The sequence below is a fragment of the Shewanella psychropiezotolerans genome (assembly GCF_007197555.1).
Taxonomy (GTDB): domain Bacteria; phylum Pseudomonadota; class Gammaproteobacteria; order Enterobacterales; family Shewanellaceae; genus Shewanella; species Shewanella psychropiezotolerans.
Genome location: NZ_CP041614.1, coordinates 1,714,816 through 1,738,040 on the forward strand (window position 1 = coordinate 1,714,816; position 23,225 = coordinate 1,738,040).

Genomic DNA, 23,225 nt, shown 5'->3' on the forward strand with positions numbered 1-23,225 from the left:
GAATATAAGTCACTCGGTGGGCCATTCGGCCCACTAGATCGCGGTTTCGCAACTTGCGCGCCGCGACTATTTCTAACCATATCAGTAAGGGCCATGGCCCAACCCCCATCACGTATCAAACAGGTGATAACTAAAATAGGTTACGTCTAAGATCAAATCCCCTCATACTGGACTAGGATCGCTTTGACGATTAATCGAGTTCATCCGTTGTAAAGCCCTATTTTTTCACACTCTATCTTCATTTCGCGCAATACCCTCCCTAAAACTCTGGTTGTTATTCTTTAGACTGCTTATAATACGGCTCAAAATAGCGCAAGTGTTTTGAATAACGATTGTCAGTTTGATTAATTAATCGTCCAACACAATGCCAATAATTTAAGTAATCTCAATTCAGGGTGATTTCATGTATCAAAGCACTGCAGCGCTAAGAACTGCTTTCTTGGAGTATTTCCGCAAAAATGGTCATCAGGTTGTGGACAGCAGTTCACTGGTCCCTGTTAACGATCCTACGTTACTCTTTACTAACGCGGGTATGAACCAGTTCAAAGACGTATTTCTGGGTGAAGATAAACGTAATTACACTCGTGCTACCTCGTCCCAGCGCTGTGTACGTGCCGGCGGTAAACATAACGATTTAGATAACGTAGGTTACACTGCACGTCATCATACTTTCTTCGAGATGTTAGGTAACTTCAGCTTCGGTGATTACTTTAAGCGTGAAGCGATCACATTTGCGTGGAACTTCCTGACTCAAGAGCTGAACATTCCTAAAGAGCGTCTGTGCGTCACCATTTATGATACAGATGATGAAGCCTATGATATCTGGACCAAAGAGATAGGTGTTCCGGCTGAAAACTTGATCCGCATCGGTGATAATAAAGGCGCTCCATATGCCTCTGACAACTTCTGGCAGATGGGTGACACGGGTCCTTGTGGTCCTTGCTCCGAAATTTTTTATGATCATGGCGAGCATATCTGGGGCGGTCGTCCTGGTACGCCAGAAGAAGATGGTGACAGATTCATCGAGATCTGGAACATAGTCTTCATGCAGTATAACCGTCAGTCCAATGGCGACATGTTGGCGCTTCCTAAGCCTTCTGTCGATACAGGTATGGGAATTGAACGTATTGCGGCCATCATGCAGGGTGTGCACTCTAACTATGAGATTGATATTTTTCAGGCGCTGATCAAGAAGACGGCCGAAATATTAGCTGTGACCGATTTAGAAAACAAATCGTTAAGAGTTATCTCCGATCATATTCGCTCATGCGCATTCTTAATTGCTGATGGTGTGATGCCATCCAATGAAGGCCGGGGCTATGTACTTCGTCGCATCATACGTCGTGCGGTTCGCCATGGTAATAAGTTAGGTGCAACCGACTCCTTCTTCTATAAGTTGGTGCCAACCTTAATCGAAGTTATGGGTGATGCGGCTAAGGGGTTAGTAGAAACTCAAGCCATTGTGGTTAAATCATTGAAGGCCGAAGAGGAGCAGTTTGCGCGTACTCTTGAACGTGGTTTAGGGATCTTAGACAGCGCGCTTAACGCACTTAGCGGTAATGTTCTCGATGGCGAGACAGCTTTCAAACTCTACGATACTTATGGTTTTCCGGTCGACCTGACAGCAGATGTCTGCCGTGAACGTGAAATAACGGTAGATGAAGCAGGTTTTGAACTTGCTATGTCAGAGCAAAGAAAACGTGCACAAGCAGCGGGTCAGTTCGATACCGATTACAACGAATCACTTAAGATAGATGAAGAGACTGAATTTTCAGGTTATATCGATCTTGTTTCGAACTCAAAAATCACCGCTATATATAAAGAAGGTGGATCTGTTACTGAGATAAATGCCGGCGAAGAGGCCGTTGTTGTGCTCGATACCACGCCTTTTTACGGTGAGTCAGGTGGTCAATGCGGTGATAGGGGTACGCTAAGTACGGATGGTATAGAGTTTATCGTTAAAGATACTCAGAAGTATGGCCAAGCCGTCGGTCATCTTGGTGCCTTGAAGACGGGTAGCCTAGTCGTTGGGCAATCGCTAGTGGCGAGTGTCGATAAGACGCTGCGTCAGCGCACCGAGCTTAACCATTCTGTGACTCACCTGCTCCACGCGGCGCTGCGTCAGTTACTTGGTACTCATGTGAGCCAGAAAGGTTCATTGGTCGACCCTGAGCGTTTACGCTTCGATTTCTCACACTTTGAAGGGGTTAAGCCTGAAGAGTTGCAAGCCGTTGAAGACTTAGTGAATACCCAAATTCGTCACAATCATGAATTGACAGCACAAGTCATGACTATCGATGCGGCGAAAGAGAAGGGCGCTATGGCCTTGTTCGGCGAGAAATATGCCGATGAAGTGCGTGTCGTTACCATGGGAGACTTCTCAATCGAGCTCTGTGGTGGTACCCATGTAGGACGCACCGGAGATATAGGTTTATTTAAGATCACCTCGGAAGGCGGCATTGCGGCGGGTATACGCCGTATCGAAGCTGTGACTGGCGCTGCTGCAATGGCTTATGTGGCTGGTCAAAAATCTGAGTTAGATCAAGCAGCCAAGCTACTCAAGGCCGATACTAGCTCTGTCGTGACTAAGCTTAAGGCGCAACTAGAGCGTACGAAACAGCTTGAGAAAGAGTTATCTCAGCTAAAGGATAAGCTTGCGGCTGCCACGAGTGCAGATTTAGCGGGTGAAGCTCAAGAGATTAACGGCGTTAAAGTCTTAATTAAGAAGCTTGATGGCGTCGAGCCAGGTGCCTTAAGAGGTTTACTGGACGAGTTAAAGCAAAAGCTGGGATCAGGAATTGTAGTATTGGGTATCGCAGGTGACGCTAAGGTTAACCTGATTGTGGGCGTGACCAAAGATCTGACCTCTAAAGTAAAGGCCGGTGAATTGGTTGCTAACATCGCTGCACAAGTCGGTGGTAAAGGTGGCGGTCGCCCTGATATGGCTCAGGCTGGCGGAAGTCAGCCTGAGAACTTAGATGCCGCTCTGGCTCAAGTGTCATCTTGGTTAAAAGAGCGCTTAGATTAAGTGAAGACATAGCCGATGCTGATTAGGCCATAAATTTGTATTCGACTAGATAGTTTTACAATGTCTTATCTAATGTAAAAAAAAGGACGCTATATTTATATAGCGTCCTTTTTTATTGACGTTATATGCATAGAGGCTCCTTTGTTGCTGATGATTAGTAGACTGAGGCGAGAAGAAAATCTATTATTGCAATGAGATGTATAAAGAATACGCTTTTAGTTTCGTCGACTGTAACCCTTACTAGGTGAAGCTTTCTGGCTTGTTGTAAGTTCTGTTGAGTTGTTTATGTAAAATTTGTCAAGTTAAATGGTCAATATTTAATGCATTGTGCTTGGGTGCTGCTTTAACCCTTGGTAGGGCTGGGATTTAATGCTAGTTTAATCTAATGGTTTGATAATAGTTATCCTGCGGGCTCGAGGATCTAGCCATATGGGAGTGCTGTTCGAGGACTAGATCACGCTTTTGACTTAAATAAGGTGTATTTTAATGGTGGTTTTCCACTAGGGTACTATTAATTTGTACTAAGCTAACCTTATAATAAGCATATAACGGAATAGTATCGTATAAAGCTAAATTTGGAACTAAAGGAGTAAACGAATGCTGATATTGACTCGTCGTGTTGGTGAAACACTGATGATTGGTGATGAAGTGACTGTCACTGTTTTAGGCGTTAAGGGTAATCAAGTACGTATTGGTGTTAATGCACCTAAAGAAGTATCTGTGCATCGTGAAGAGATCTACCAACGTATTCAGTCTGAAAAAGCAGGCAATGCGTCTGAGGGTGGAAATTTCTAGCCTTAAAAGTCTTAAGAGTTACCTCTTAAAATAGAAGAGTCAGTTTTTAACTGACTTTTTTGTTTTCTGGCTTTTAGTTTCTCGTTTTTTTTACACTGATAGTCTAAGTGTGTTCCGGTGTTAGAACGACATTTTAATTACATAAATACGATGATTTATACAGAGTTTGATTGATATCTGACTAATCTGTTTAAAAACAGCTCAAACAGAAAACCTTTATAAGAAATGGTTTGACTTATTTTCGTCAAACAGTAATATGTGCGCCAAGAAACGGAGAGGTGGCCGAGTGGCCGAAGGCGCTCCCCTGCTAAGGGAGTATGGGCTTTAAATCCCATCGAGGGTTCGAATCCCTCCCTCTCCGCCATTTCTTACTTGCAAAAAAGTTGCGGATGTAGCTCAGCTGGATAGAGTACCTGGCTACGAACCAGGCGGTCGGAGGTTCGACTCCTCCCATCCGCACCATCTTTTGTAAGTTGACGGGAATATTGAGACGCGTTGCGGATGTAGCTCAGCTGGATAGAGTACCTGGCTACGAACCAGGCGGTCGGAGGTTCGACTCCTCCCATCCGCACCATTCAATATAATGTAAAAGTAGTAAAGTTTTATTTGTGCGGATGTAGCTCAGCTGGATAGAGTACCTGGCTACGAACCAGGCGGTCGGAGGTTCGACTCCTCCCATCCGCACCATATTTAAATTTCTAGTTGATATATTGACTGGAATTATTGATTTTTCATTGATGTTTGATTGAAAAGTTAAGTAAAACGAGATTTGCGGATGTAGCTCAGCTGGATAGAGTACCTGGCTACGAACCAGGCGGTCGGAGGTTCGACTCCTCCCATCCGCACCATTTACTCGTTTTGTGATTTTCGGAGAGGTGGCCGAGTGGCCGAAGGCGCTCCCCTGCTAAGGGAGTATGGGCTTTAAATCCCATCGAGGGTTCGAATCCCTCCCTCTCCGCCATTACAAATAAGCCCGTAGACAACGTCTTCGGGCTTTTTTGTCCCAAATCATTGCTAGTGGTTTATATTCTACTAATAATGTTGTTATCTCTGGCCAGATAGCAGATATACAAAATATGCGGATGTAGCTCAGCTGGATAGAGTACCTGGCTACGAACCAGGCGGTCGGAGGTTCGACTCCTCCCATCCGCACCATTTTGTATTAGAATAGTATTGAACAGCGTTGCGGATGTAGCTCAGCTGGATAGAGTACCTGGCTACGAACCAGGCGGTCGGAGGTTCGACTCCTCCCATCCGCACCATTCAATACAATGTAAAAAGTAGTAAAGTAGTAAAGTAGTAAAGTTTTATTTATGCGGATGTAGCTCAGCTGGATAGAGTACCTGGCTACGAACCAGGCGGTCGGAGGTTCGACTCCTCCCATCCGCACCATATTCCATTTCTGATTAACGAATGTTAATTGGAAATAGGGTTATCTTGTTTAGATAACCAAGATGACGAGATTTACCTGTGTAGCTCAGCTGGGTAGAGTTACCGGCTCCAAATCAAGTGTTAGGAGTTCGAATTTCTCTAGCGCTCTGCGTCATCACCAATAGACCCGTCGACTCATGTCCGCGGGTTTTTTTGTGCCTGATATTTTCTCTTTTATTTATCTATGTTTCAGTAATCTTTTCCTTCTTGCTTATCCCTGCATCAATTTTCGACTCTAAATTGCATAAATTCTCATTTATGGCTATTTCTGTTCGTTCAGCTGAATTCACTTTCCGAACATTATCTGTTTTTTAATCGTTATTTCCATTCCACGGACTTTTCATTGATGAATATTTGGTAGATACCGGTTTTAGTTATTGTATTCTCATTGGTGGGTGTTTGTTTTTACTAATCTTGGTATGACCAATTTACAAGTGTCTCGCTATTTTGTTATAGATTGGTTATTGTTTTTCTAGTGATAGACACTTAATGCTTCTTTAGACGACTATATTTTATCTTTTAAATAATGAAAAATAGCTCGTAAGTGAATAAAAAACTGGAATGGTTCTGTTTGTATTCAATTTTGAATACTTGTGTAGAGAGTGCATACGACGCTAACTAACTTCTGTTAATACTGAGGATGATATGAACTCGATATCTGAGCAAATTGTGCAAGCCGTAGGCATCATGTTTTTAGGCATGGGTCTGGTCTTTGTATTTCTGACAATACTCATTTTAGGCATTAAATTGGTGGCGATGAAATTTGCCCCTTTGCCCCAAGAGAAAGCAACAAGGACTACAGAGAATAAAAGCACTCAGCCAACAGGAATGGATCCAAAAATTGTCGCGGTGATCACTTCGGCCATCCATCAATATCGCGCAAAAGCATAATAATATTAGTAGGGAGTTTTCATGAGCAATCCACTTGCATTAACTGATGTTGTCTTAAGAGATGCACATCAATCAATTCTCGCCACACGTCTTCGACTCGAGGATATGCTCCCCATCGCATCCAAACTAGATAAAGTTGGTTTCTGGTCTCTGGAGTCATGGGGAGGCGCGACGTTTGACTCTTGTATTCGTTATCTTGGTGAAGATCCCTGGGAGCGATTGCGTGAGCTAAAGAAGGCGATGCCAAATACACCTCAGCAGATGCTGTTAAGGGGACAAAATTTACTGGGTTATCGTCATTATGCCGATGATCTGGTGTACAAGTTTGTCGAGAGAGCTCATACAAACGGCGTCGATGTGTTTCGAATATTCGATGCCATGAATGATGTACGTAATCTGGAAACATCGGTGAAGGCAGTGGTCGAAGTCGGTGGACACGCTCAGGGGACTATCTGCTATACCACGAGCCCGGTGCATACCTTAGATTCTTGGGTCGACATGGCAAAACGTCTGGAAGATATGGGTTGCCATTCACTGTGTATTAAAGACATGGCTGGCCTATTAAAACCTTATGATGCTTTCGATTTGATTAGCCAAATAAAATCTCAGACAGATCTACTGGTCTCGATGCAGTGTCATGCTACAACCGGACTCAGTACTGCAACTTATCTTAAAGCCATCGAAGCTGGTATCGACGTGCTCGACACCGCAGTGTCTTCCATGAGTCAGACCTATGGCCATAGTGCGACCGAAACCTTAGTTGCCATGCTAGAGGGGACTGACAGGGCTACGGGATACGATATGGCCTTGCTCGAAGAGATTGCCGCCTATTTCAGAGTCGTACGTAAGAAATATGCGCAATTTGAAGGTGAACTCAAAGGCATTGACTCTCGCATCCTCAGGGCTCAGGTTCCCGGCGGTATGCTGACGAACATGGAGATCCAGCTCAAAGAGCAGGGCGCTAGCGACAAGTTAGATCAAGTGCTGGAAGAGATACCTAAGGTGAGGCAAGATCTTGGCTATCTGCCATTAGTCACGCCAACCTCGCAAATTGTCGGTACTCAAGCGGTTATCAATATATTGACTGGTGAGCGCTACAAGTCGATGACGAAAGAGACTGAAGGTGTGTTAAAAGGCGAGTATGGCGCCACTCCAGCCCCGGTCAATGCCGAGCTACAAGCGCGCGTGCTTAAGGGGGAGGAGGCGATAACCTGTCGTCCAGCGGATCTGCTTGTTCCTGAGCTCGATAGGCTTACCGCCGAATTACACCAGAAGGCTGATGCAGAGGGGCTTGAACTTGCGAGTGAGTCGGTCGATGATGTATTGACATATGCGCTATTTCCGCAAATTGGTCTTAAGTTTATCAAGAATCGTAATAACCCCGATGCATTCGAACCTAAGCCTGGAGAGAGTGTAGCGACTCCTGCTAAGCCTGCAGCTTCAGTATCTGAACGAGGTTCAGAGACTTACACTGTCAATGTTCAGGGTCAGAGTTATGTGGTGCAGGTCTCACCGGGCGGCGATATCAATCAAATAGTATCCAGTGAGAATGTAGTTCCTTTCGTTGCGCCAAATGTGGCTCAAGCCGCTCCTCAAGTTGCAGCAGTGATTAAACTTGAGATGAATGCCCCTCTATCCGGCAATATCTTTAAAGTGAATGTGGCTCCGGGTGACACGGTCCGAGAGGGAGATGTGGTGATCATCTTAGAGGCGATGAAGATGGAAACAGAAGTTCGCGCTGAAACCGATGGGGTGATCAGCAAAGTATGGGTCAAAGAAGGTGACTCTGTCGCCGTTGGTCACCAATTACTTGGCATAGCTTAGGAGTCTCAATGGAAGGATTAATTGCTTTTTGGGCTGCATCGGGAATTGCTAATTTTACCGGCGGCCAAGTATTGATGATGGCTGTTGGTGCCTTGTTGCTATTTCTGGCGATAGTGAAGGGATTTGAGCCCCTGTTATTATTGCCGATAGGATTCGGGGCTATCTTGGCCAATATTCCCAATGGTGGCTTCATCGATGAAGGGGGCTTACTGTTTCTTGCCTATCATGTAGGCATAGAAACCGGGGTGTTCCCTCTGCTTATCTTCATGGGAGTTGGGGCGTTAACCGATTTTGGTGCCTTAATCGCGAATCCTAAGATGCTATTGTTAGGTGCAGCGGCCCAGTTTGGTATTTTTGCTACCTTAATCGGTGCAATAGCGCTTAACTGGGTACCTGGTTTCGAATTTAGCATGAAAGACGCGGGCGCCATCGCGATCATAGGAGGTGCCGACGGTCCTACAGCCATCTTCTTAGCCTCTAAACTCGCCCCTGAACTCTTGGGAGCCATTGCGGTAGCAGCATACTCTTATATGGCCTTGGTTCCTCTGATCCAACCACCTATCATGAGATTGTTAACCACTGAGTCTGAGCGTCAGATAAAGATGGAGCAGCTGCGTGAAGTGAGCAAGAAAGAAAAGATCATCTTTCCTCTGATGGTGCTGGGATTAACTATCTTGTTCCTGCCTGCTGCGACGCCCCTGGTCGGCATGTTCTGTCTGGGCAATCTGATGCGGGAATCCGGTGTAGTCGACAGACTGTCGAACACGGCTCAGAACGAGCTTATTAATATTGTGACCATCTTCCTAGGTTTGGCTGTCGGATCTAAGTTATCTGCCGATAAGTTCCTTCAACTCGAGACCTTAGGGATCTTAATACTCGGCGCGATAGCCTTCGCCATAGGCACGGCTACAGGCGTCTTGATGGCTAAGCTAATGAGTAAGCTCTCTGGCGGTAAGATTAACCCGCTGATTGGTGCCGCTGGAGTCTCAGCGGTCCCTATGGCTGCGAGGGTGGTCAATAAGGTGGGGCTGGAAGCGAATCAGCATAATTATCTGTTAATGCATGCCATGGGCCCTAATGTGGCTGGAGTACTTGGCTCCGCCGTAGCCGCAGGTGTGTTGATTGCTGTGCTTGGTTAAGCCTTATACCAATTGGTCTTAGAGCCTTATAACATTGAGCCCATCATCTGATGGGCTTTTTATTTCCCCCCGCTTTTCGTTTGATTCTTATCATTTTACCTTTATGTATCTCTGTTTGACTCTGTTTGTATATCTTCTATTCTCAGTAGAGGGTGGTTTCAAAATTATGTCAATTAAAAGGACTTTACTATGGCTGAATCTCTGTTCGATAAATATGGAGGGTTCGACACATTTACTCTGGTCGTGAGTCGTTTTTATCAAAAGGTGCTAGATAGCGATGAGCTGGAGCATTATTTTAGAAACGTTAATATGGATAATCTGATGGCTCACCAAACTAATTTCATAGCAAAAGCGCTAGGTGGCCCCGATGCTTATGAAGGCCGCGATCTTCGTCAGGCCCATATCAACCTTGATATTACATTGCCTCATTTTTTGGAAGTTGCTGAACTGCTCCAAGAGTCACTTGAAGAGGCTGGCGTCGAAGGTGATGATGTCGAGTCTATTATTCAGATAGTAGGCAGCTTACAAGATCAGATTGTAATGCAAACATAGATAATCGCACTGAACTTAGGATGAGTATATGCGGCCATTAACGTTTGAGCTATTTGACCTTATGGATCATGGCGTCGGCTTGTGTTCTGTGGGAACTCTAGAGGTTTTGGAGGCCAATTCAGCTCTGATTGCTTGGTTAGAGTTAGGGCCGAACCAAAACTATTTAAGTGATCACATTAACGCTGAGGATATAGTTCGCATTAAGCGTTCGATTGAAAAAAAACGAAAATATCGCTTTTTCCAAGCGTATTCAATTCATTCTCGTGAGGATACAATAGAATTTATTTGCAGTACCATTTCTCTATTAGATAACCAAGAGTTCTTGCTTATTCAAGCTTCAGTCAATAATTCTGATAAGCATTTGAAGGCATTAGTTAAAAATCATGCCATTTTATTAGAGAAAAATAACCAGTTACTCTTAGAGGAAAAGTTAAAGGCGGAAGCGGCAAATAGCGCTAAAGATCAGTTTCTTGCTGCAATGAGCCATGAATTAAGGACCCCGTTGAACGGCATATTAGGTATGGTGCAGCAACTAGGTAGATCATGCTTAACAAGTTCTCAGAGTCATTATTTGGAGACTATAAACTGTTCAGGACAGCAATTATTGGCAGTGATCAATCAGGTGCTGGATTATTCAAAAATAGAATCGTCGGAGTTAGTTTTACATCCGGTAGTCACTGATCTGGCATCTATCATGACTCAAGTGTCGAAAATTTGTGGTGATCAGCTTTTATCTGATCATAATGTCGAGTTCCATACCCAAATGAGTCCTGATATCCCTTTGGTCATGGTCGATGATATTAGGTTAAAGCAGGTCTTAATTAACTTAGTTAACAATGCCCTCAAATTTACGCATCAGGGACAGGTTAATTTCATCTTGGAGCTTAGATCAAGGATAAGTAAATCTTGTGAGCTGACATTTAAAGTGGCTGATACAGGTATCGGTATTTCCGAGGAGAGAATTGAGCATATTTTTGATCCATTTATTCAGCATTCATTTTCTACAACCCGAGAGTATGGTGGAACAGGCCTTGGTTTATCGATTTGTAAACACTTGGTAGAAAAAATGGGGGGGACTATTAATGTAACAAGTCTCCCCAATGCAGGCAGTCAGTTTATTATCAATTTATCTTTGGATATAAGCCATGACATTGTCGTTGGCAAGGGACACTGTGTAGAAGAAACGCGCAGCCATGATGCTTCTATCATCAAGGGAAAAGTATTCTGATCGTGGATGATATAGCGCTAAATAGGGAAATAATCAGAATGCCTCTTGAGGAGTTAGATACTCAATTATACCTCGCCGAAAATGGGGCTCAAGCGGTAGAACTTTTCAAAATGCACGACATTGATTTGATTTTGATGGACTGTCTTATGCCTGTCATGGATGGTTTTGACGCGACAAAAGCAATACGTAAAATGGAAGTTAATGGCAATCGGGTGCCTATCTTTGCTGTGACGGCGAGTGTCTCTGAGGAGGTAACTCAGACATGTAAGTTAGCAGGTATGGATGAGGTGATGCTTAAACCCTTCGACTTTGAGCAACTTATCAAAAAAATCTGCTTTAGATTAATGAACTGATTTTGTTCTTATCTGGAAATATCTCTGGCTAAGTGATTTAAAATCAGTGGCTGTAGTAAACGAAAGCATGAGTATGTCCGTGTTATTAGGTGATGTAGATCACATAAGTATTAACTCAGATTAAATAATCTCGACTAAAGCTATGGTGAGATTGAAGCAAAGGATTGATGGCTTTATAATCAACGCACCTTTTTTTACATCGAAGCAGATATGGATTTCTCAGCAGATGAATTGGTTTTTTCAAGGAACTCTTCTCAAATAAACCGACCCAAACCGACGCCGTTAGTTCTCGAACTCTTTCGGTTCAAACGCAGATCCCCAATAGGTTGGCCACTATATTACAACATTCTAATTTATCACTATTGGCCGAAGGATAAGGTTATAAGTTATGGATCCCACTGCATCTAGATATTGATGAGTTTGGGGAATTCAAGCCCAATTTGGGTACCCCAGAAATTATAGACATCAATGGAAGCGATCGTAGTTGGCGTGTACAAACACCGCTCAATGTAACCTTAACAGATCACTCAGATAGACCTGTGGGAGATATTCTTTCTCTGTCTTCGACAGGACTAACCTTACGTATGCAAGATAAAGATGCTGGTATGAAAACCTTTTTGTAGCCCCTAATATATTCAGCTATAAAACGCCTCTTAACTGATGTATCTATCTAAATGTGAACTGATGAAAAATGATTTTTAGTGTTTTATCTATCTGTGATTTTATTTCAAATTCTCTAATGCATCCGTGCTTGATTTAGATCAAGACATCTCTAGGTCATGTGAGGTCTTATAAAGGTGATCCAAATCACAGTGACAACTTTTAGTTGCTAAGACAGTCTCGAATAAAGATGACCAGACGGCAGCCAGATGTCGTAAAACAATAAGAGGTGTACCCATGGAGTTATTGCCGAATTGCTATACAGATCTTTGTATCAACGGGAAATGGTTTCATTATGACCATGGAGAGACGGCGGTATTCATGCTTAACGGTAGCAGCCCGCTATCATTTGAATTAGACACTATGCCTACAACGGAAGGTGAATTAGAGATGCACTTAACGTGTATCTCAGAAAGCTTGGTCAATAAAGAATAGAAGCGGAATATTCATATGCGATAGTTTTAGAAAGCGATAAGTTGACCGATAAAAATAAAGCCACTGTCCCAGAGAGTTCAGTAGCTTTATTGCATTGCTCGGTAGTTAATACGTCCTAACCACAGCACTTCTTATATTTCTTACCGCTACCACAGGGGCAAGGATCATTCCTGTTGGGTGTTTTCTCGAATCGAGTCGTGACAGGCTTGTTCAAGATGCCATCTAGCTCGATGATATCTTCAACCCCCTCAGCATTGACCTCTATGTTCGCCAGTAGCCCATGCTGCTCAAGAATGGCCTCTACCTCTGATTTACGCTCATCTGAAACCACGGATAGACTCAGTGGATTTTGACTGGTGCCAGCTTTTTGGGTGCGTTTAGTGTTAAAGCCATAGCTTTCGTGCTTAGGTTTTGGAGTTTTACGCCCCATGAAGAAAAACTTATCTGACATGATTTGTTCCAGAGTTAACGGTTAGAAATGAGATAAAGCAGATTTGTGTGAGCTTATACTATAAACGCGGCAAGATTTCCAATTAATCCCTATTCGATAGCGATTATTAGACAGTTAAACGGCGCTAAATACTAAACTGATGAGACAAGGTTATGGGTGTAGAGCAGAAAATTAACTGCGAATATTTTGCTCGGCAGTCACCCAGAGTAACAGTCCCAGGGAGAGGATCACCGTCGCGCTAATGGCTATGATATAGATGAAACCTTTCTTTCCTTGCTTAATGGGCACACCGTTGAAATGCAAAAAAAGTGTCCATAAGAGACAAAGAAAAATAGGGAGCAGAAAGACTTTTGCCATTGTGTATCCTTCAGTGTTGCAAGTCAGGCTTGTAAGCCAAGATTAAGATGGGGTAAGTATAATACCAATCCTACTAAATATCTGATCTTTCAGTCGTATCTCTAGAACATCTAACATAGCATAAAGGGCTTTGCCTTTGCTTCTAATATCAGCAGACGGATTTTGAACAGGCTATTCGAAAACAAGCCGCTATCGCGGCTTGTTTTAACACTGAGGGTTAGCAGGTGTTAGCTTCTTGCTTCTTGCTTTAGGGGCTCATCTTCTGCGGCGTAGAACTGCTCTTCATCAAGTTGCCCTTCAGACTTACCTATGACCACAGCTGTCATCATATCGCCAGTGACGTTGGTGCTGGTTCTAATCATATCGATAATACGATCGATGGCAGCGATGAAGGCGATGCCTTCTAATGGTAAACCGACGACACCCAGAGTCACGGATAGCATCACCATAGCACTACCTGGTACACCTGCCGTGCCTACTGAGGCTACTGTTGCAGTCACTGCGATAAGCATGTAATCGGTCATATCCAGTGAAATGCCGTAGATTTGTGCGATAAATATGGCTGCAATCGCAGGATAAATGCCACCACAACCGTCCATGTTCATGGTTGCGCCAAGAGGCAATACGAAGGAGGCATAGCGTTTCGAAACACCCATGGACTCGGTGCAGCGTGTACTGGCCGGTAGAGTACCGAAGCTGGAAGCTGTGGTAAATGCAACAATTTGTGCCGGCATGGCTTTACGGAAAAACTGGAGGGGACTCAGTTTAGCGACAAATTTAATCAAGCCACCATAGACGAAGATGATATGGATAAAGGCTGCGATATAGATGGCGGCGATGAACTTACCTAAAGGCAACAGGGTAGACAGACCATATTCGCCCACTACCCAGGCCATCAAGCCAAAGACACCGATAGGAGTCAATTGGAGGACCATACGGGTCAGCTGGAACATGACTTCTGCACCAGCTTCGAAGGTGCGTTTTAATGGCTCAGCCTTCTCGCCTACCTTGTTGATGGCTATGCCTATCAATGCCGCAAACACTATGATCTGTAATACCTTGCCTTCGGCCAGAGAGGCGAAAGGATTGACCGGGATCATATCCAGCAATACTTGTACAAAGCCGGGAACATGACGCTCTCTTACTTCCGTTGCAACCAGATCCATGCTGCCGCCCATGTCGATAAGCGAGCCTACGGTTAAGCCTATTAAGGAGGCTAAAGTACCGGTAAACATAAACATGGCTAACGTTTTAAAACTTAAACGCTTCAAGCTCACCTGTGAGCCTAGTGCTGTGATGCTAACAACGATGGCACAAAATACCAAAGGTGCCACTAACATCTTGATGGCGCCGATAAAGAGGTCGCCTAAGGGTTTAAGTACTGTGGCTGACTCGCCAAAGATCACCCCTATCATTGCCCCTAAAAAAAAGCCTGCTAAGACTTTCTGCCAAAAAGGGATCTGTTTAATGGTTTGCCACATTATGTAATTCCAAGTGATTTTTATTATTAACATTCAAAAAAGCGCTGAATACTTGCCTAAGCCTTTTTAGAACAAAATTAGATCAGACAATTATCCGATGCTGCATTGTATAGACAGAGTGGCTTGCAAAACAAACCGATTTCGTTATAACTTATTGTGATAATTAAGTTTGTTTTAATAACTTTAAAGGTTAACACTTGAGTAACATGGTTTTTTTCACTGGGTTTATCACAAAAAATTGCGTTTTTTCATTAGGTAAGCATTTATGACAGAGTTATGGTTGATGTTTAGTGCGGCGTTTCTTGCTGCAACCTTGTTACCGGGTGGATCAGAAATTTTACTGGTAGCATTACTCAATGATGACAGTTCTAACTGGTTGGCTCTCGTTATTCTTGCCAGTGTGGGTAATACATTAGGATCGATAACCAGTTATTATCTGGGGACTTTAGGTCGTTTTGCCCGCAGTCCGGAGGAGATGGCTAAAGGAAAATATAAGCGCTCTATTGCCCTCATCGAGAAATATGGATATTGGGCCCTATTGTTAGCCTGGACTCCGATTATCGGCGATTTATTGTGTTTATTAGCAGGGTGGATGAAACTTCCCTTACTCAGATCGACTCTGATGATATTAATAGGTAAAAGTGTGCGTTATTTTTTAGTCGCCGCATTTGCACTTCATTGGTTATAGACAGGTAAAAGTGTACCTTCTATATTGGTCGCGGCGACTGCTCTAGATTGGGTAATGTTACTTCAGATAATTTGATATTAAGGATTTGAAAGTGAAAAAATGGATATTAGCTGTAGCCATCTCAGCTGCTTTAGCGGGGTGTGCCAGCCAAGAGTCACCAGTCAATCTTCCTGCGGGAGTGACCTTGTTAGAAACGGTTAAGGTTGCCGAGTCTGAGATTGGGATCCCTTACAAGAAGTATCAGCTTGCCAATGGACTCACCGTCATTCTCCATCAGGACGACTCAGATCCTTTAGTCCATGTGGATGTGACCTATCATGTGGGCTCTGCCAGAGAGTTTGAAGGCCGTTCGGGTTTCGCTCATCTATTTGAGCACATGATGTTTCAGGGATCACAACATGTCGGCGACGAGCAGCATTTCAAAACCGTCACCGAGGCCGGTGGTACACTGAATGGCACCACCAATACCGACAGAACAAACTATTTCGAGACTGTGCCGAGTAACCAGCTTGAGAAGATGCTTTGGCTCGAGTCTGACCGTATGGGATTCTTCTTGCCAGCTTTAACGGAAGAGAAGTTCGAAGTTCAGCGCGAGACCGTTAAGAACGAGAGAGCACAGCGCATCGATAATCAGCCATACGGGCGAATGGGCGAGCAGTTTAATCAAGCTTTTTATCCCCAAGGTCATCAGTATTCTTGGCCTGTCATAGGCTGGCCGGATGATCTGGAACGCGCCAATCTCGATGACGTGAAACACTTCTTCCAGCGTTGGTATGGCCCCAATAATGCCACCCTCACCATAGGTGGAAATTTCGATGAATTTCAGACTTTAGCTTGGGTTAACACGTATTTTGGTGAGATCCCAGCAGGTCCTGCAGTTAAAGCCGATGAGAAGTACTTATTGACCTTAGATAAGACTCGCTATATCTCAATGGAAGATAAGATTCATCTTCCATTGCTGCGTATCGCCTTTCCAACAGTTTACGCCCGTCATCAGGATGAGGCTGCCCTAGATCTGCTGTCTAATATCTTAGGTGGCGGCAAGACCTCAATCTTCTACAAGAATCTGGTTAAAGATGGCTATGCGGTGCAGGCCGGTGTGAGTCACCCTTGTCAGGAGTTGGCTTGTCAGTTCTCTATGTATGCTTTGGCTAATCCTGCTAAAGGAGGTAATTTAGCCGACATCGAGAAGCTAATGAAGCAATCCATTGCCGAATTTGAGCAGCGTGGTGTTACCGATGATGACTTGGAGAAGGTCAAAGTGCAGTTTGAAGCCGGGACGATTTTTGGCTTGCAGAGCGTATCGGGTAAAGTTTCTACCTTAGCATTTAACCAGACTTTTTCCGGTAACCCCGACATGATCTCATCGGATCTAAAGCGCTACGCCAGCGTGACTAAGGCCGATGTGATGCGGGTATTCGACAAATATATTAAGAACAAACCTATGGTGGTCATGAGCGTGGTTCCCGAGGGACAAGAACAGCTTATCGCCCATGAAGATACTTTCACGCCCCCAGAGCTAACGGTGTCCAACACCGCGGTAGAAGGGGTGGCTGATCATAAGCAGATTGTTTCGGCTTTCGATCGCACCATAATGCCAGCTGCGGGACCAGCACCTGTACTTAAGGTTCCCCAATTGTGGACTGGAAAACTGGCTAACAATATCCAGGTGATGGGCACAGAGAGTGAGGAGACGCCCACGGTCGAGCTCATCATCTATCTTAATGGCGGTCATAGATTAGTGCCGGTCGAAGATGCGGGGCTTGCAGGCTTAACCGCTGCCATGCTCAATGAGTCGAGTAAGAAACGCAGTTCAGAAGAGCTTGCTCAAGCATTAGAGATGCTAGGCAGTAGTGTCACCTTCGGTTCCAGTGCCTATCAGAGTTATGTGAAAATCTCGAGCCTGACCTCACGCCTCGATGAGACACTGGCTATTGCTCAGGAGCGATTATTTGAGCCGGCGTTCAAGGCTGAAGATTTTGACCGACTGAAACAGCAGCAACTGCAGAGTCTGCAGCACATGATGTCTGATCCTAACTTTTTGGCCAATACGGCTTTCGATAGTTTGATGTATGGCTGTGCTAGCCCATTGGGGGTGAGCAGTAGCGGCACCTTAGAGTCTGTTTCCTCGTTAACCTTAGATGATATTAACGCTTTCTATCAAAAGCAGTATCGAGCCGGTAATGCACAAATTATTGCGGTGAGTAATCTGAGTGAATCCGAAATTATGGGTAAGTTAGCTGGCTTTAGTCATTGGAAAGGCGAAGCTACGCCTCTGCCTAAATTGGCAGATCTACCTCAACTCCAAGGGGGCAAGATCTATATTTTAGATAAGCCCGGCGCCGCGCAATCTGTCATTAAAATTGGTAAGCGTGCGCTGCCCTATGATGCAACGGGAGAGTACTTTAAATCTTATCTGATGAATTATCCCTTAGGTGGTGCCTTCAATAGTCGTATAAACCTTAACTTACGCGAAGATAAAGGTTATACCTATGGTGCCCGTAGTTACTTTGCTGGTGGCATTGAGCAGGGGGTTTATGAAGCCCAGGCAAGCGTGAGAACGGATGTGACATCTCTGGCCCTGGTGGAATTTTTCAATGAGATTAATAAGTACAGCCAGTCAGGAATGACTGATGAGGAGTTGGCATTTATGCGGGCCTCAGTTTCTCAAGGAAATGCACTGGATTATGAGACGCCCTATCAAAAAGCGGGCTTCATGCGCCGCATACAGCGTTATCAGCTCGATGCTGACTTCACCAAGCAACAAACTAAGATCACTAATTCAATCAGCAAAGATGAATTGAATCAGCTGGCTAGAAAACAGTTAGATCTTAAGAGTATGCTGGTATTAATCGTGGGTGATAAGGCGTCGATCGAGGCGGATATTAAAGCACTCGGTTATCCGGTGGAAGATTTAGAGTTGTAATCGCTGAATTAGGCCATATATCTAATGGTAGTAAGTTGCGGCATCTCGTTAGAAGTGGATGTCGCTGCTTTATGGCTTAGATAAAGATGACTTGCCTGAGAGAGTTAACCACCGTCGATTGTGTTAATGAAAGAAAATGCACTGTTAGCGGGTCTGATCCAGACAAGCCTAAATGATGACAAAAATTAGAGAATAAAATATTGAACTCTTTCAATACATCGATCGAACAACTCTCTGACTCAGAGGGGCGTGCAGCACTACAGGGGATGCAACGCGGTATAGAACGCGAAGCATTAAGAATCAGTGAGTCAGGTCAGCTGGCGACAGATGCTCACCCTAGAGAACTAGGTGCCGCGCTCACTCATTCGAGGATAACGACAGATTATAGTGAGTCTTTGCTTGAATTTATCACTCCTGTTTTCAGTGATATCGATGACTTGCTGGAAGATCTGACCTATACCCACGCATTTACGGTGCAAAACCTTAATCAACAAGGTTTATGGCCTGTGAGTATGCCCTGTTATGTCGGTGATGTGAGCGAAATTCCCATTGCTCAATACGGCAATTCAAATTCAGGACAGATGAAACGCTTATATCGTAAGGGATTAACCTATCGATACGGCGCTCAGATGCAGATTATCTCCGGGGTTCATTTTAACTTCTCCGTATCTCAGCCGCTTTGGGACAAGTTGTACCTTTTAAGCGATCAGCAGAGTTCCAAAACCGATTTCATCTCTGAGTCCTACCTAGGACTTATACGTAATTATCGACGCATGGTTTGGGTGTTGCCTTATCTTTTTGGCGCTTCCCCAGCCCTGTGTAGCTCGTTCATTAAAGGCCAGCAGACAGACATCGAGTTTGAGAAGATGGGCAAGGGGACCTTGTATCTTCCCTATGCCACCTCATTGAGAATGAGTGACCTTGGTTATACCAATAAGGAGCAAGACAGCTTAAGCATCAGTTATGATTCTTTGGATCAGTTTCTGCAAGGGATGCAAAATGCCATCAACATGCCCTCGTCTAATTTTGAGAAAATTGGCGTTAAGGTCGATGGAGAATTTAGGCAGCTTAATGCCAATGTACTGCAGATAGAGAATGAATTTTATTCGCCAATCCGGGCTAAGCGAGTCACTCTCGATGGTGAAAAACCTTCGCAGGCACTGGCGCGAGCCGGAGTGGAATATATTGAAGTTCGAGCCCTGGATGTCAACCCATACAGCGCGATAGGCATAGAAGCATCTCAAGTACGCTTCTTAGACATGTTCCTTCTCTATTGTTTGTTAAGTGATTCCCCCTTATCGGGAGAGAATGAAGAAGCCGAAATATCCGCTAACTTGAACCGAGTCATTATGGAAGGGCGTAAGCCGGGTCTGGAATTAAGCAATAATGGACACGCTGTTCTCCTTACCGATTGGATGAAGCAGATGTTTTCATCTTTGACTTCGATTGCCAAACTATTGGATCAAGATGGTGAAAATCATTACCGTCAGGCATTAGATACCTGGTTAGCTGCGGTCAATGATCCTGATTTAACCCTTTCTGGAAGGGTCATGTCGCACTTGCTGGAGAGTCAAATTGATCATGGTTGCTGGGTCAAGAGCTTAGCCAAGCAGTACTATAAAGATTTGAGTGAATATGAACTACCAGAGCAAGTCATCACCCGATACAAACAGGCTGCGTTAGACTCCTTGTCTAAGCAAGCTAAGATGGAGGCCGAGTCTAGCCAAAGTTTTGAGGCTTTTCTGGAAGATTATTTCCGAGATGAAACATCGAACAAACCGGCACAACAGGTCGCTATCCCTTCATAGGTTGCAATACCATAGGCTAAATACTTTTTAGCCTATGGTTTGAGCTTATCTGTCGATATTTTAATGATGGCTTAGATAAAACTTTTCGTTGAGAGTGAAGATTTGAAACCATTACTCGTTCTACTTTCCATGTTTATGTTGCTTTCGGGCTGTGCCTCACAGCCCGATGATGGTCTTAGATGTGGTGTAGTCTCAGGTTATCTCGATCCAGATCAAAGCCAAGATTTCTATAGAGCCGTCGTGACTCATTTAGACGGCAAGCCTGTCATCTCTAAGCCAAACTATCGGATCTCGCCCGGTGAACATACCTTTACCTTTGCCGAGTTGATCAGTGCGCCATCTCTGAAAGTGAAGCTAGCTGCCAGGACGCCTAAAGACTTAGTGATCAGAGTCGAAGCTAACCGCAGGTATCATTTTGCGGCTAAATTTAATACAGGTAAACGCTATCGTGGCAATGACTCTGGGTTTTGGCAGCCGGTGATCTGGCTTGAAGAAGCGCATGAGTGTGAATTACCCGTGAAGTAACCTGTGACATAACGTTAATACTCGATACTTTTGAGCTTGGATAATTGCTTCTTTAACCTAAGGGTGTGACACTAACGTTTTGATTCGTTTCATGACTTAATTTAGCATTACACATGGTATCCGCACTTATGAAAGGCTTTTCGGTTTTAACAGCAGCTTTTTTGGCATTATTACTCTCAGGTTGCGCCACGGCTCCGCCGGAAAACCCTGAAAATTTATGCTCCATCTATCAGGAAAATCGCGACTGGTATAGCGCCGCACAGAAAACCCAAGAGAAGTGGGGTGTGCCTGTCCATGTCCCCTTGGCCATGATGTATCAGGAGAGCTCTTTTAAGCACAATGCTGCGCCGCCTATGGAGTACTTTCTCGGCTTCATTCCCATTGGACGCGCCAGTGATGCCTATGGCTATGCTCAGGCTAAGACCATGACCTGGGACGATTACGTCAGGGAGACGGGTAACTCCTGGTCAAGTCGGAGTAATTTCGACGATGCCATGGACTTTATGGGCTGGTTTATCTATAAAACTCATAAAATCAACGGAGTCTCTAAGTGGGATGCCAGAAATCAGTATCTGAATTACCACGAAGGTTGGGGTGGTTATAAGCGAAAGAGCTATAACCAGAAAGCCTGGTTGATCAAGGTTGCGGCTAAGGTCGATGCCAGATCCAGGCGCTACGCCGCACAATATAAGACCTGTAAAGAAGATCTCGACTCTTCCTGGTTATGGCGTCTCTTCTTCGCTTAGCAATAAATATTAGTCGGGTTGGGAAACCTCCTAGCCTGGCTCTGTAAATCCCTGTTGGTTCTGCCAAGATCTGACCTTATTCGCTCTGACACCTTTATTCCTTTATTGATAAACCGATATTATGACAAGAAAAATATTAACTTTGAATGTGAAAAGAAAAAAGGTCGCCAAACAAGTCGAGCAAGTGGCCAAGGTTGTACCTCACGTTGACCCACAAGAGCGTTTTATAAATGGCGTAGCCATCAATCCTCATCAGTGTATTCGCCTAGAATTAGGCTCTGAGCAACTTTCCACCCGAGCTATGGATCTGTTCACGCCAATAGGAATGGGGCAGCGAGGTTTAATTGTTGCTCCACCAGGCTCCGGAAAAACCACCCTGTTAAAACATATTTGTCAGTCGGTGGGGAAGGCTTATCCAGAAATAAAGCTTTATGCGTTACTCATTGATGAGCGTCCCGAAGAGGTGACGGATTTTAAGCGCAGCGTACCGGCACAAGTATACGCCTCATCCACGGATGAAAACTATGACCAACACGTTCGTGTAGCTAATGACCTTCTTAAAGTCGCTCGCCGGCAAGCAGGTGAAGGCTTTGATGTAATGATTGTCATTGATTCTCTGACAAGACTGACACGAGTACATAATGCCAATCAAAGGAGCAGCGGTCGTACCCTATCGGGCGGGCTTGACGCTAGAGCGATGGAAATACCACGAAAATTGTTTGGCGCAGCGAGAAAAATTGAGCATGGTGGCTCGCTTACCATTCTAGCAACCATACTGGTTGATACTGGTAGCAGAATGGATCAGGTGATATTTGAGGAGTTTAAAGGTACGGGTAATATGGAAGTCGTTTTATCGCGTGAGGCTGCAAATCAACGAATTTTTCCCGCGCTGGATATTGCTAAAAGCAGCACGCGTCGTGAGGAACTGCTGCTCAATTCGAAAGAGCTCGAAAAGGTAACCGTGTTGCGCAGGACGCTTACCGGTCTTAAACCTGTAGAGGGTGCTAGGAAACTTGTTGAGTTACTTGAGAAATACCCAACAAATGCTGAACTGTTGAATAGTTAGTTCGCTAAATTTATTCAATTAATAATTCAACCTCTATTTAACATACATATGGTATATAAAGCGCGTGCGTCTTTACTCAGCGCAACAAAGCATTGCAGCTCTTTTTATTAAATTTGGCTTTAAAGTAGAGTTCTATGGATTGGTGTTCTATAAAATAGAGTAGCTATTTAATTCATGCGTTTAAAATAAAACAAAACAAGGGGACATTTATGACCAACTGTTTTCATCTTGCCATTCCAGCGGGCGATTTAAATGTGGCTAAAAAGTTTTATTGCGATGTACTTGGCTGTAAGAGTGGCAATAGCGAGGAGGACCATTGGGTAGATATTGATTTTTGGGGCAACGAATTGACCTTACACCAAAGCGAAGAACGTTTGCCAAAAGTACGCCATGAAGTGGACATGGGTAGCGTCCTCGTTCCCCACTTTGGTATACATTTACCTGATGGGGCGTTTCAAGCCTTAAAAGAGCGTATTGAAACGGCTGGCATTGCCTATTTAGACAAGCCTTATCGTCGCTTTATAGACAGTAAATATGAACAGGAAACCTTTTTTATTGAAGACCCGAACGGCAATATTCTTGAAATGAAAACCATGGTTAATCCTAAAATATTGTTCAAAGTCGATTGAACATGACATTCATAATTGGCAAGTTATAAGGACTTAGCAGAGCCGAATTAGGGAGCGTTCATCCCATCATCCATTCTTATTCTAAGCAAGATCGTCAATGCCGAACACATCTAGATAAACTCCTCGATTTATCAATCCGCCCACTTATACCAATCGGTATAAGAAAGTGGCCAACTCAGAGTTATTTTTGACTGCATAATTCAAGGTGGATG

At 44.3% G+C, this 23,225-nt stretch carries 20 protein-coding genes and 9 tRNA genes; 26 read left to right on the forward strand and 3 right to left on the reverse strand.

The annotated features are described in order from the left end of the window. Nucleotides 1-403: 403 nt before the first annotated feature. The 19 genes from alaS to FM037_RS07670 all read left to right on the forward strand — a co-directional run bounded on the left by alaS (nucleotide 404) and on the right by FM037_RS07670 (nucleotide 12,336). Nucleotides 404-3,028: an alanine--tRNA ligase gene (alaS, locus tag FM037_RS07580; RefSeq protein WP_144045501.1), complete on the forward strand. Its 2,625-nt coding sequence runs from the start codon at nucleotides 404-406 to the stop codon at nucleotides 3,026-3,028. Nucleotides 3,029-3,625: 597 nt separating this feature from the next. Next, nucleotides 3,626-3,823, forward strand: coding sequence for a carbon storage regulator CsrA (gene csrA, locus FM037_RS07585; RefSeq protein ID WP_076416871.1), 198 nt, complete (start codon nucleotides 3,626-3,628; stop codon nucleotides 3,821-3,823). Between the two features lie 272 nt (nucleotides 3,824-4,095). Beyond that, nucleotides 4,096-4,187: transfer RNA gene (locus FM037_RS07590), tRNA-Ser, on the forward strand. A 21-nt stretch (nucleotides 4,188-4,208) separates the two neighbouring features. After that, nucleotides 4,209-4,285: transfer RNA gene (locus FM037_RS07595), tRNA-Arg, on the forward strand. Between the two features lie 35 nt (nucleotides 4,286-4,320). Continuing rightward, nucleotides 4,321-4,397 (forward strand) — tRNA-Arg (locus FM037_RS07600). Between the two features lie 36 nt (nucleotides 4,398-4,433). Continuing rightward, nucleotides 4,434-4,510: transfer RNA gene (locus tag FM037_RS07605), tRNA-Arg, on the forward strand. A gap of 84 nt (nucleotides 4,511-4,594) precedes the next feature. Next, a tRNA-Arg gene (locus tag FM037_RS07610) sits at nucleotides 4,595-4,671 on the forward strand. Between the two features lie 21 nt (nucleotides 4,672-4,692). Further along, a tRNA-Ser gene (locus FM037_RS07615) sits at nucleotides 4,693-4,784 on the forward strand. 117 nt (nucleotides 4,785-4,901) lie between these two features. Next, a tRNA-Arg gene (locus FM037_RS07620) sits at nucleotides 4,902-4,978 on the forward strand. A 30-nt stretch (nucleotides 4,979-5,008) separates the two neighbouring features. Further along, nucleotides 5,009-5,085 (forward strand) — tRNA-Arg (locus FM037_RS07625). A gap of 53 nt (nucleotides 5,086-5,138) precedes the next feature. Next, a tRNA-Arg gene (locus FM037_RS07630) sits at nucleotides 5,139-5,215 on the forward strand. A 684-nt stretch (nucleotides 5,216-5,899) separates the two neighbouring features. Then, nucleotides 5,900-6,145, forward strand: coding sequence for an OadG family protein (locus FM037_RS07635; RefSeq protein WP_144045502.1), 246 nt, complete (start codon nucleotides 5,900-5,902; stop codon nucleotides 6,143-6,145). A gap of 21 nt (nucleotides 6,146-6,166) precedes the next feature. Beyond that, a complete protein-coding gene (gene oadA / locus FM037_RS07640; RefSeq protein ID WP_144045503.1) occupies nucleotides 6,167-7,969 on the forward strand; it encodes a sodium-extruding oxaloacetate decarboxylase subunit alpha in 1,803 nt (600 codons plus the stop codon). A gap of 8 nt (nucleotides 7,970-7,977) precedes the next feature. Then, nucleotides 7,978-9,108 carry a sodium ion-translocating decarboxylase subunit beta gene (locus FM037_RS07645; RefSeq protein ID WP_144045504.1) on the forward strand — a complete coding sequence of 377 codons (1,131 nt, stop codon included), beginning with the start codon at nucleotides 7,978-7,980 and terminating at the stop codon, nucleotides 9,106-9,108. Nucleotides 9,109-9,297: 189 nt separating this feature from the next. After that, nucleotides 9,298-9,660 (forward strand): group I truncated hemoglobin, encoded by a 363-nt coding sequence (locus FM037_RS07650; protein WP_144045505.1) that lies wholly within the window; start codon nucleotides 9,298-9,300, stop codon nucleotides 9,658-9,660. A gap of 28 nt (nucleotides 9,661-9,688) precedes the next feature. Next, nucleotides 9,689-10,888 carry a sensor histidine kinase gene (locus FM037_RS07655; RefSeq protein WP_144045506.1) on the forward strand — a complete coding sequence of 400 codons (1,200 nt, stop codon included), beginning with the start codon at nucleotides 9,689-9,691 and terminating at the stop codon, nucleotides 10,886-10,888. Nucleotides 10,889-10,926: 38 nt separating this feature from the next. After that, a complete protein-coding gene (locus FM037_RS07660) occupies nucleotides 10,927-11,241 on the forward strand; it encodes a response regulator (protein ID WP_144045507.1) in 315 nt (104 codons plus the stop codon). Nucleotides 11,242-11,681: 440 nt separating this feature from the next. Continuing rightward, complete coding sequence (locus tag FM037_RS07665) at nucleotides 11,682-11,864, forward strand: hypothetical protein (protein WP_144045508.1); 183 nt, start codon at nucleotides 11,682-11,684, stop codon at nucleotides 11,862-11,864. Between the two features lie 274 nt (nucleotides 11,865-12,138). Further along, nucleotides 12,139-12,336 carry a hypothetical protein gene (locus tag FM037_RS07670; protein WP_144045509.1) on the forward strand — a complete coding sequence of 66 codons (198 nt, stop codon included), beginning with the start codon at nucleotides 12,139-12,141 and terminating at the stop codon, nucleotides 12,334-12,336. A 115-nt stretch (nucleotides 12,337-12,451) separates the two neighbouring features. On the opposite strand, the gene FM037_RS07675 is transcribed toward FM037_RS07670, so the two are convergent. The 3 genes from FM037_RS07675 to FM037_RS07685 form a co-directional block, all read right to left on the reverse strand. Beyond that, nucleotides 12,452-12,787, reverse strand: coding sequence for a PBPRA1643 family SWIM/SEC-C metal-binding motif protein (locus FM037_RS07675; protein WP_144045510.1), 336 nt, complete (start codon nucleotides 12,785-12,787; stop codon nucleotides 12,452-12,454). Nucleotides 12,788-12,958: 171 nt separating this feature from the next. Beyond that, nucleotides 12,959-13,144, reverse strand: coding sequence for a hypothetical protein (locus FM037_RS07680; protein WP_144045511.1), 186 nt, complete (start codon nucleotides 13,142-13,144; stop codon nucleotides 12,959-12,961). Nucleotides 13,145-13,371: 227 nt separating this feature from the next. After that, the gene (locus FM037_RS07685; protein WP_144048879.1) at nucleotides 13,372-14,628 is read right to left on the reverse strand and encodes a dicarboxylate/amino acid:cation symporter; all 1,257 of its coding nucleotides are present in this window, start codon (nucleotides 14,626-14,628) and stop codon (nucleotides 13,372-13,374) included. Between the two features lie 262 nt (nucleotides 14,629-14,890). On the opposite strand from FM037_RS07685, the gene FM037_RS07690 reads away from it, so the two are divergent. From FM037_RS07690 to FM037_RS07720, 7 genes are all read left to right on the forward strand, one after another. After that, nucleotides 14,891-15,313 (forward strand): YqaA family protein, encoded by a 423-nt coding sequence (locus tag FM037_RS07690; protein ID WP_144045512.1) that lies wholly within the window; start codon nucleotides 14,891-14,893, stop codon nucleotides 15,311-15,313. 91 nt (nucleotides 15,314-15,404) lie between these two features. Continuing rightward, on the forward strand, nucleotides 15,405-18,239 hold the full coding sequence (locus tag FM037_RS07695) for a M16 family metallopeptidase (RefSeq protein WP_144045513.1): 2,835 nt from the start codon (nucleotides 15,405-15,407) through the stop codon (nucleotides 18,237-18,239). Between the two features lie 200 nt (nucleotides 18,240-18,439). After that, complete coding sequence (gene gshA, locus FM037_RS07700) at nucleotides 18,440-20,047, forward strand: glutamate--cysteine ligase (protein WP_144045514.1); 1,608 nt, start codon at nucleotides 18,440-18,442, stop codon at nucleotides 20,045-20,047. Nucleotides 20,048-20,176: 129 nt separating this feature from the next. Continuing rightward, nucleotides 20,177-20,572, forward strand: a complete 396-nt coding sequence (locus tag FM037_RS07705; protein ID WP_407695654.1) for a hypothetical protein — start codon at nucleotides 20,177-20,179, stop codon at nucleotides 20,570-20,572. A 128-nt stretch (nucleotides 20,573-20,700) separates the two neighbouring features. Continuing rightward, nucleotides 20,701-21,318: a transglycosylase SLT domain-containing protein gene (locus tag FM037_RS07710; RefSeq protein ID WP_144048880.1), complete on the forward strand. Its 618-nt coding sequence runs from the start codon at nucleotides 20,701-20,703 to the stop codon at nucleotides 21,316-21,318. A 121-nt stretch (nucleotides 21,319-21,439) separates the two neighbouring features. After that, on the forward strand, nucleotides 21,440-22,384 hold the full coding sequence (gene rho / locus FM037_RS07715) for a transcription termination factor Rho (RefSeq protein ID WP_144045516.1): 945 nt from the start codon (nucleotides 21,440-21,442) through the stop codon (nucleotides 22,382-22,384). A gap of 209 nt (nucleotides 22,385-22,593) precedes the next feature. Further along, complete coding sequence (locus tag FM037_RS07720; RefSeq protein WP_144045517.1) at nucleotides 22,594-23,013, forward strand: VOC family protein; 420 nt, start codon at nucleotides 22,594-22,596, stop codon at nucleotides 23,011-23,013. Nucleotides 23,014-23,225: the final 212 nt, after the last annotated feature.

Bases quoted from the DNA above. Each gene is read 5' to 3' on its own strand.
- FM037_RS07675 (WP_144045510.1), bottom strand. From the start codon at position 12,787: ATGTCAGATAAGTTTTTCTTCATGGGGCGTAAAACTCCAAAACCTAAG.
- alaS (WP_144045501.1), top strand. From the start codon at position 404: ATGTATCAAAGCACTGCAGCGCTAAGAACTGCTTTCTTGGAGTATTTC.
- rho (WP_144045516.1), top strand. From the start codon at position 21,440: ATGACAAGAAAAATATTAACTTTGAATGTGAAAAGAAAAAAGGTCGCC.
- FM037_RS07710 (WP_144048880.1), top strand. From the start codon at position 20,701: ATGAAAGGCTTTTCGGTTTTAACAGCAGCTTTTTTGGCATTATTACTC.
- FM037_RS07660 (WP_144045507.1), top strand. From the start codon at position 10,927: ATGCCTCTTGAGGAGTTAGATACTCAATTATACCTCGCCGAAAATGGG.
- FM037_RS07655 (WP_144045506.1), top strand. From the start codon at position 9,689: ATGCGGCCATTAACGTTTGAGCTATTTGACCTTATGGATCATGGCGTC.
- FM037_RS07680 (WP_144045511.1), bottom strand. From the start codon at position 13,144: ATGGCAAAAGTCTTTCTGCTCCCTATTTTTCTTTGTCTCTTATGGACA.
- FM037_RS07650 (WP_144045505.1), top strand. From the start codon at position 9,298: ATGGCTGAATCTCTGTTCGATAAATATGGAGGGTTCGACACATTTACT.
- FM037_RS07720 (WP_144045517.1), top strand. From the start codon at position 22,594: ATGACCAACTGTTTTCATCTTGCCATTCCAGCGGGCGATTTAAATGTG.
- FM037_RS07645 (WP_144045504.1), top strand. From the start codon at position 7,978: ATGGAAGGATTAATTGCTTTTTGGGCTGCATCGGGAATTGCTAATTTT.
- csrA (WP_076416871.1), top strand. From the start codon at position 3,626: ATGCTGATATTGACTCGTCGTGTTGGTGAAACACTGATGATTGGTGAT.
- oadA (WP_144045503.1), top strand. From the start codon at position 6,167: ATGAGCAATCCACTTGCATTAACTGATGTTGTCTTAAGAGATGCACAT.
- FM037_RS07635 (WP_144045502.1), top strand. From the start codon at position 5,900: ATGAACTCGATATCTGAGCAAATTGTGCAAGCCGTAGGCATCATGTTT.
- FM037_RS07705 (WP_407695654.1), top strand. From the start codon at position 20,177: ATGTTTATGTTGCTTTCGGGCTGTGCCTCACAGCCCGATGATGGTCTT.
- FM037_RS07670 (WP_144045509.1), top strand. From the start codon at position 12,139: ATGGAGTTATTGCCGAATTGCTATACAGATCTTTGTATCAACGGGAAA.
- FM037_RS07690 (WP_144045512.1), top strand. From the start codon at position 14,891: ATGACAGAGTTATGGTTGATGTTTAGTGCGGCGTTTCTTGCTGCAACC.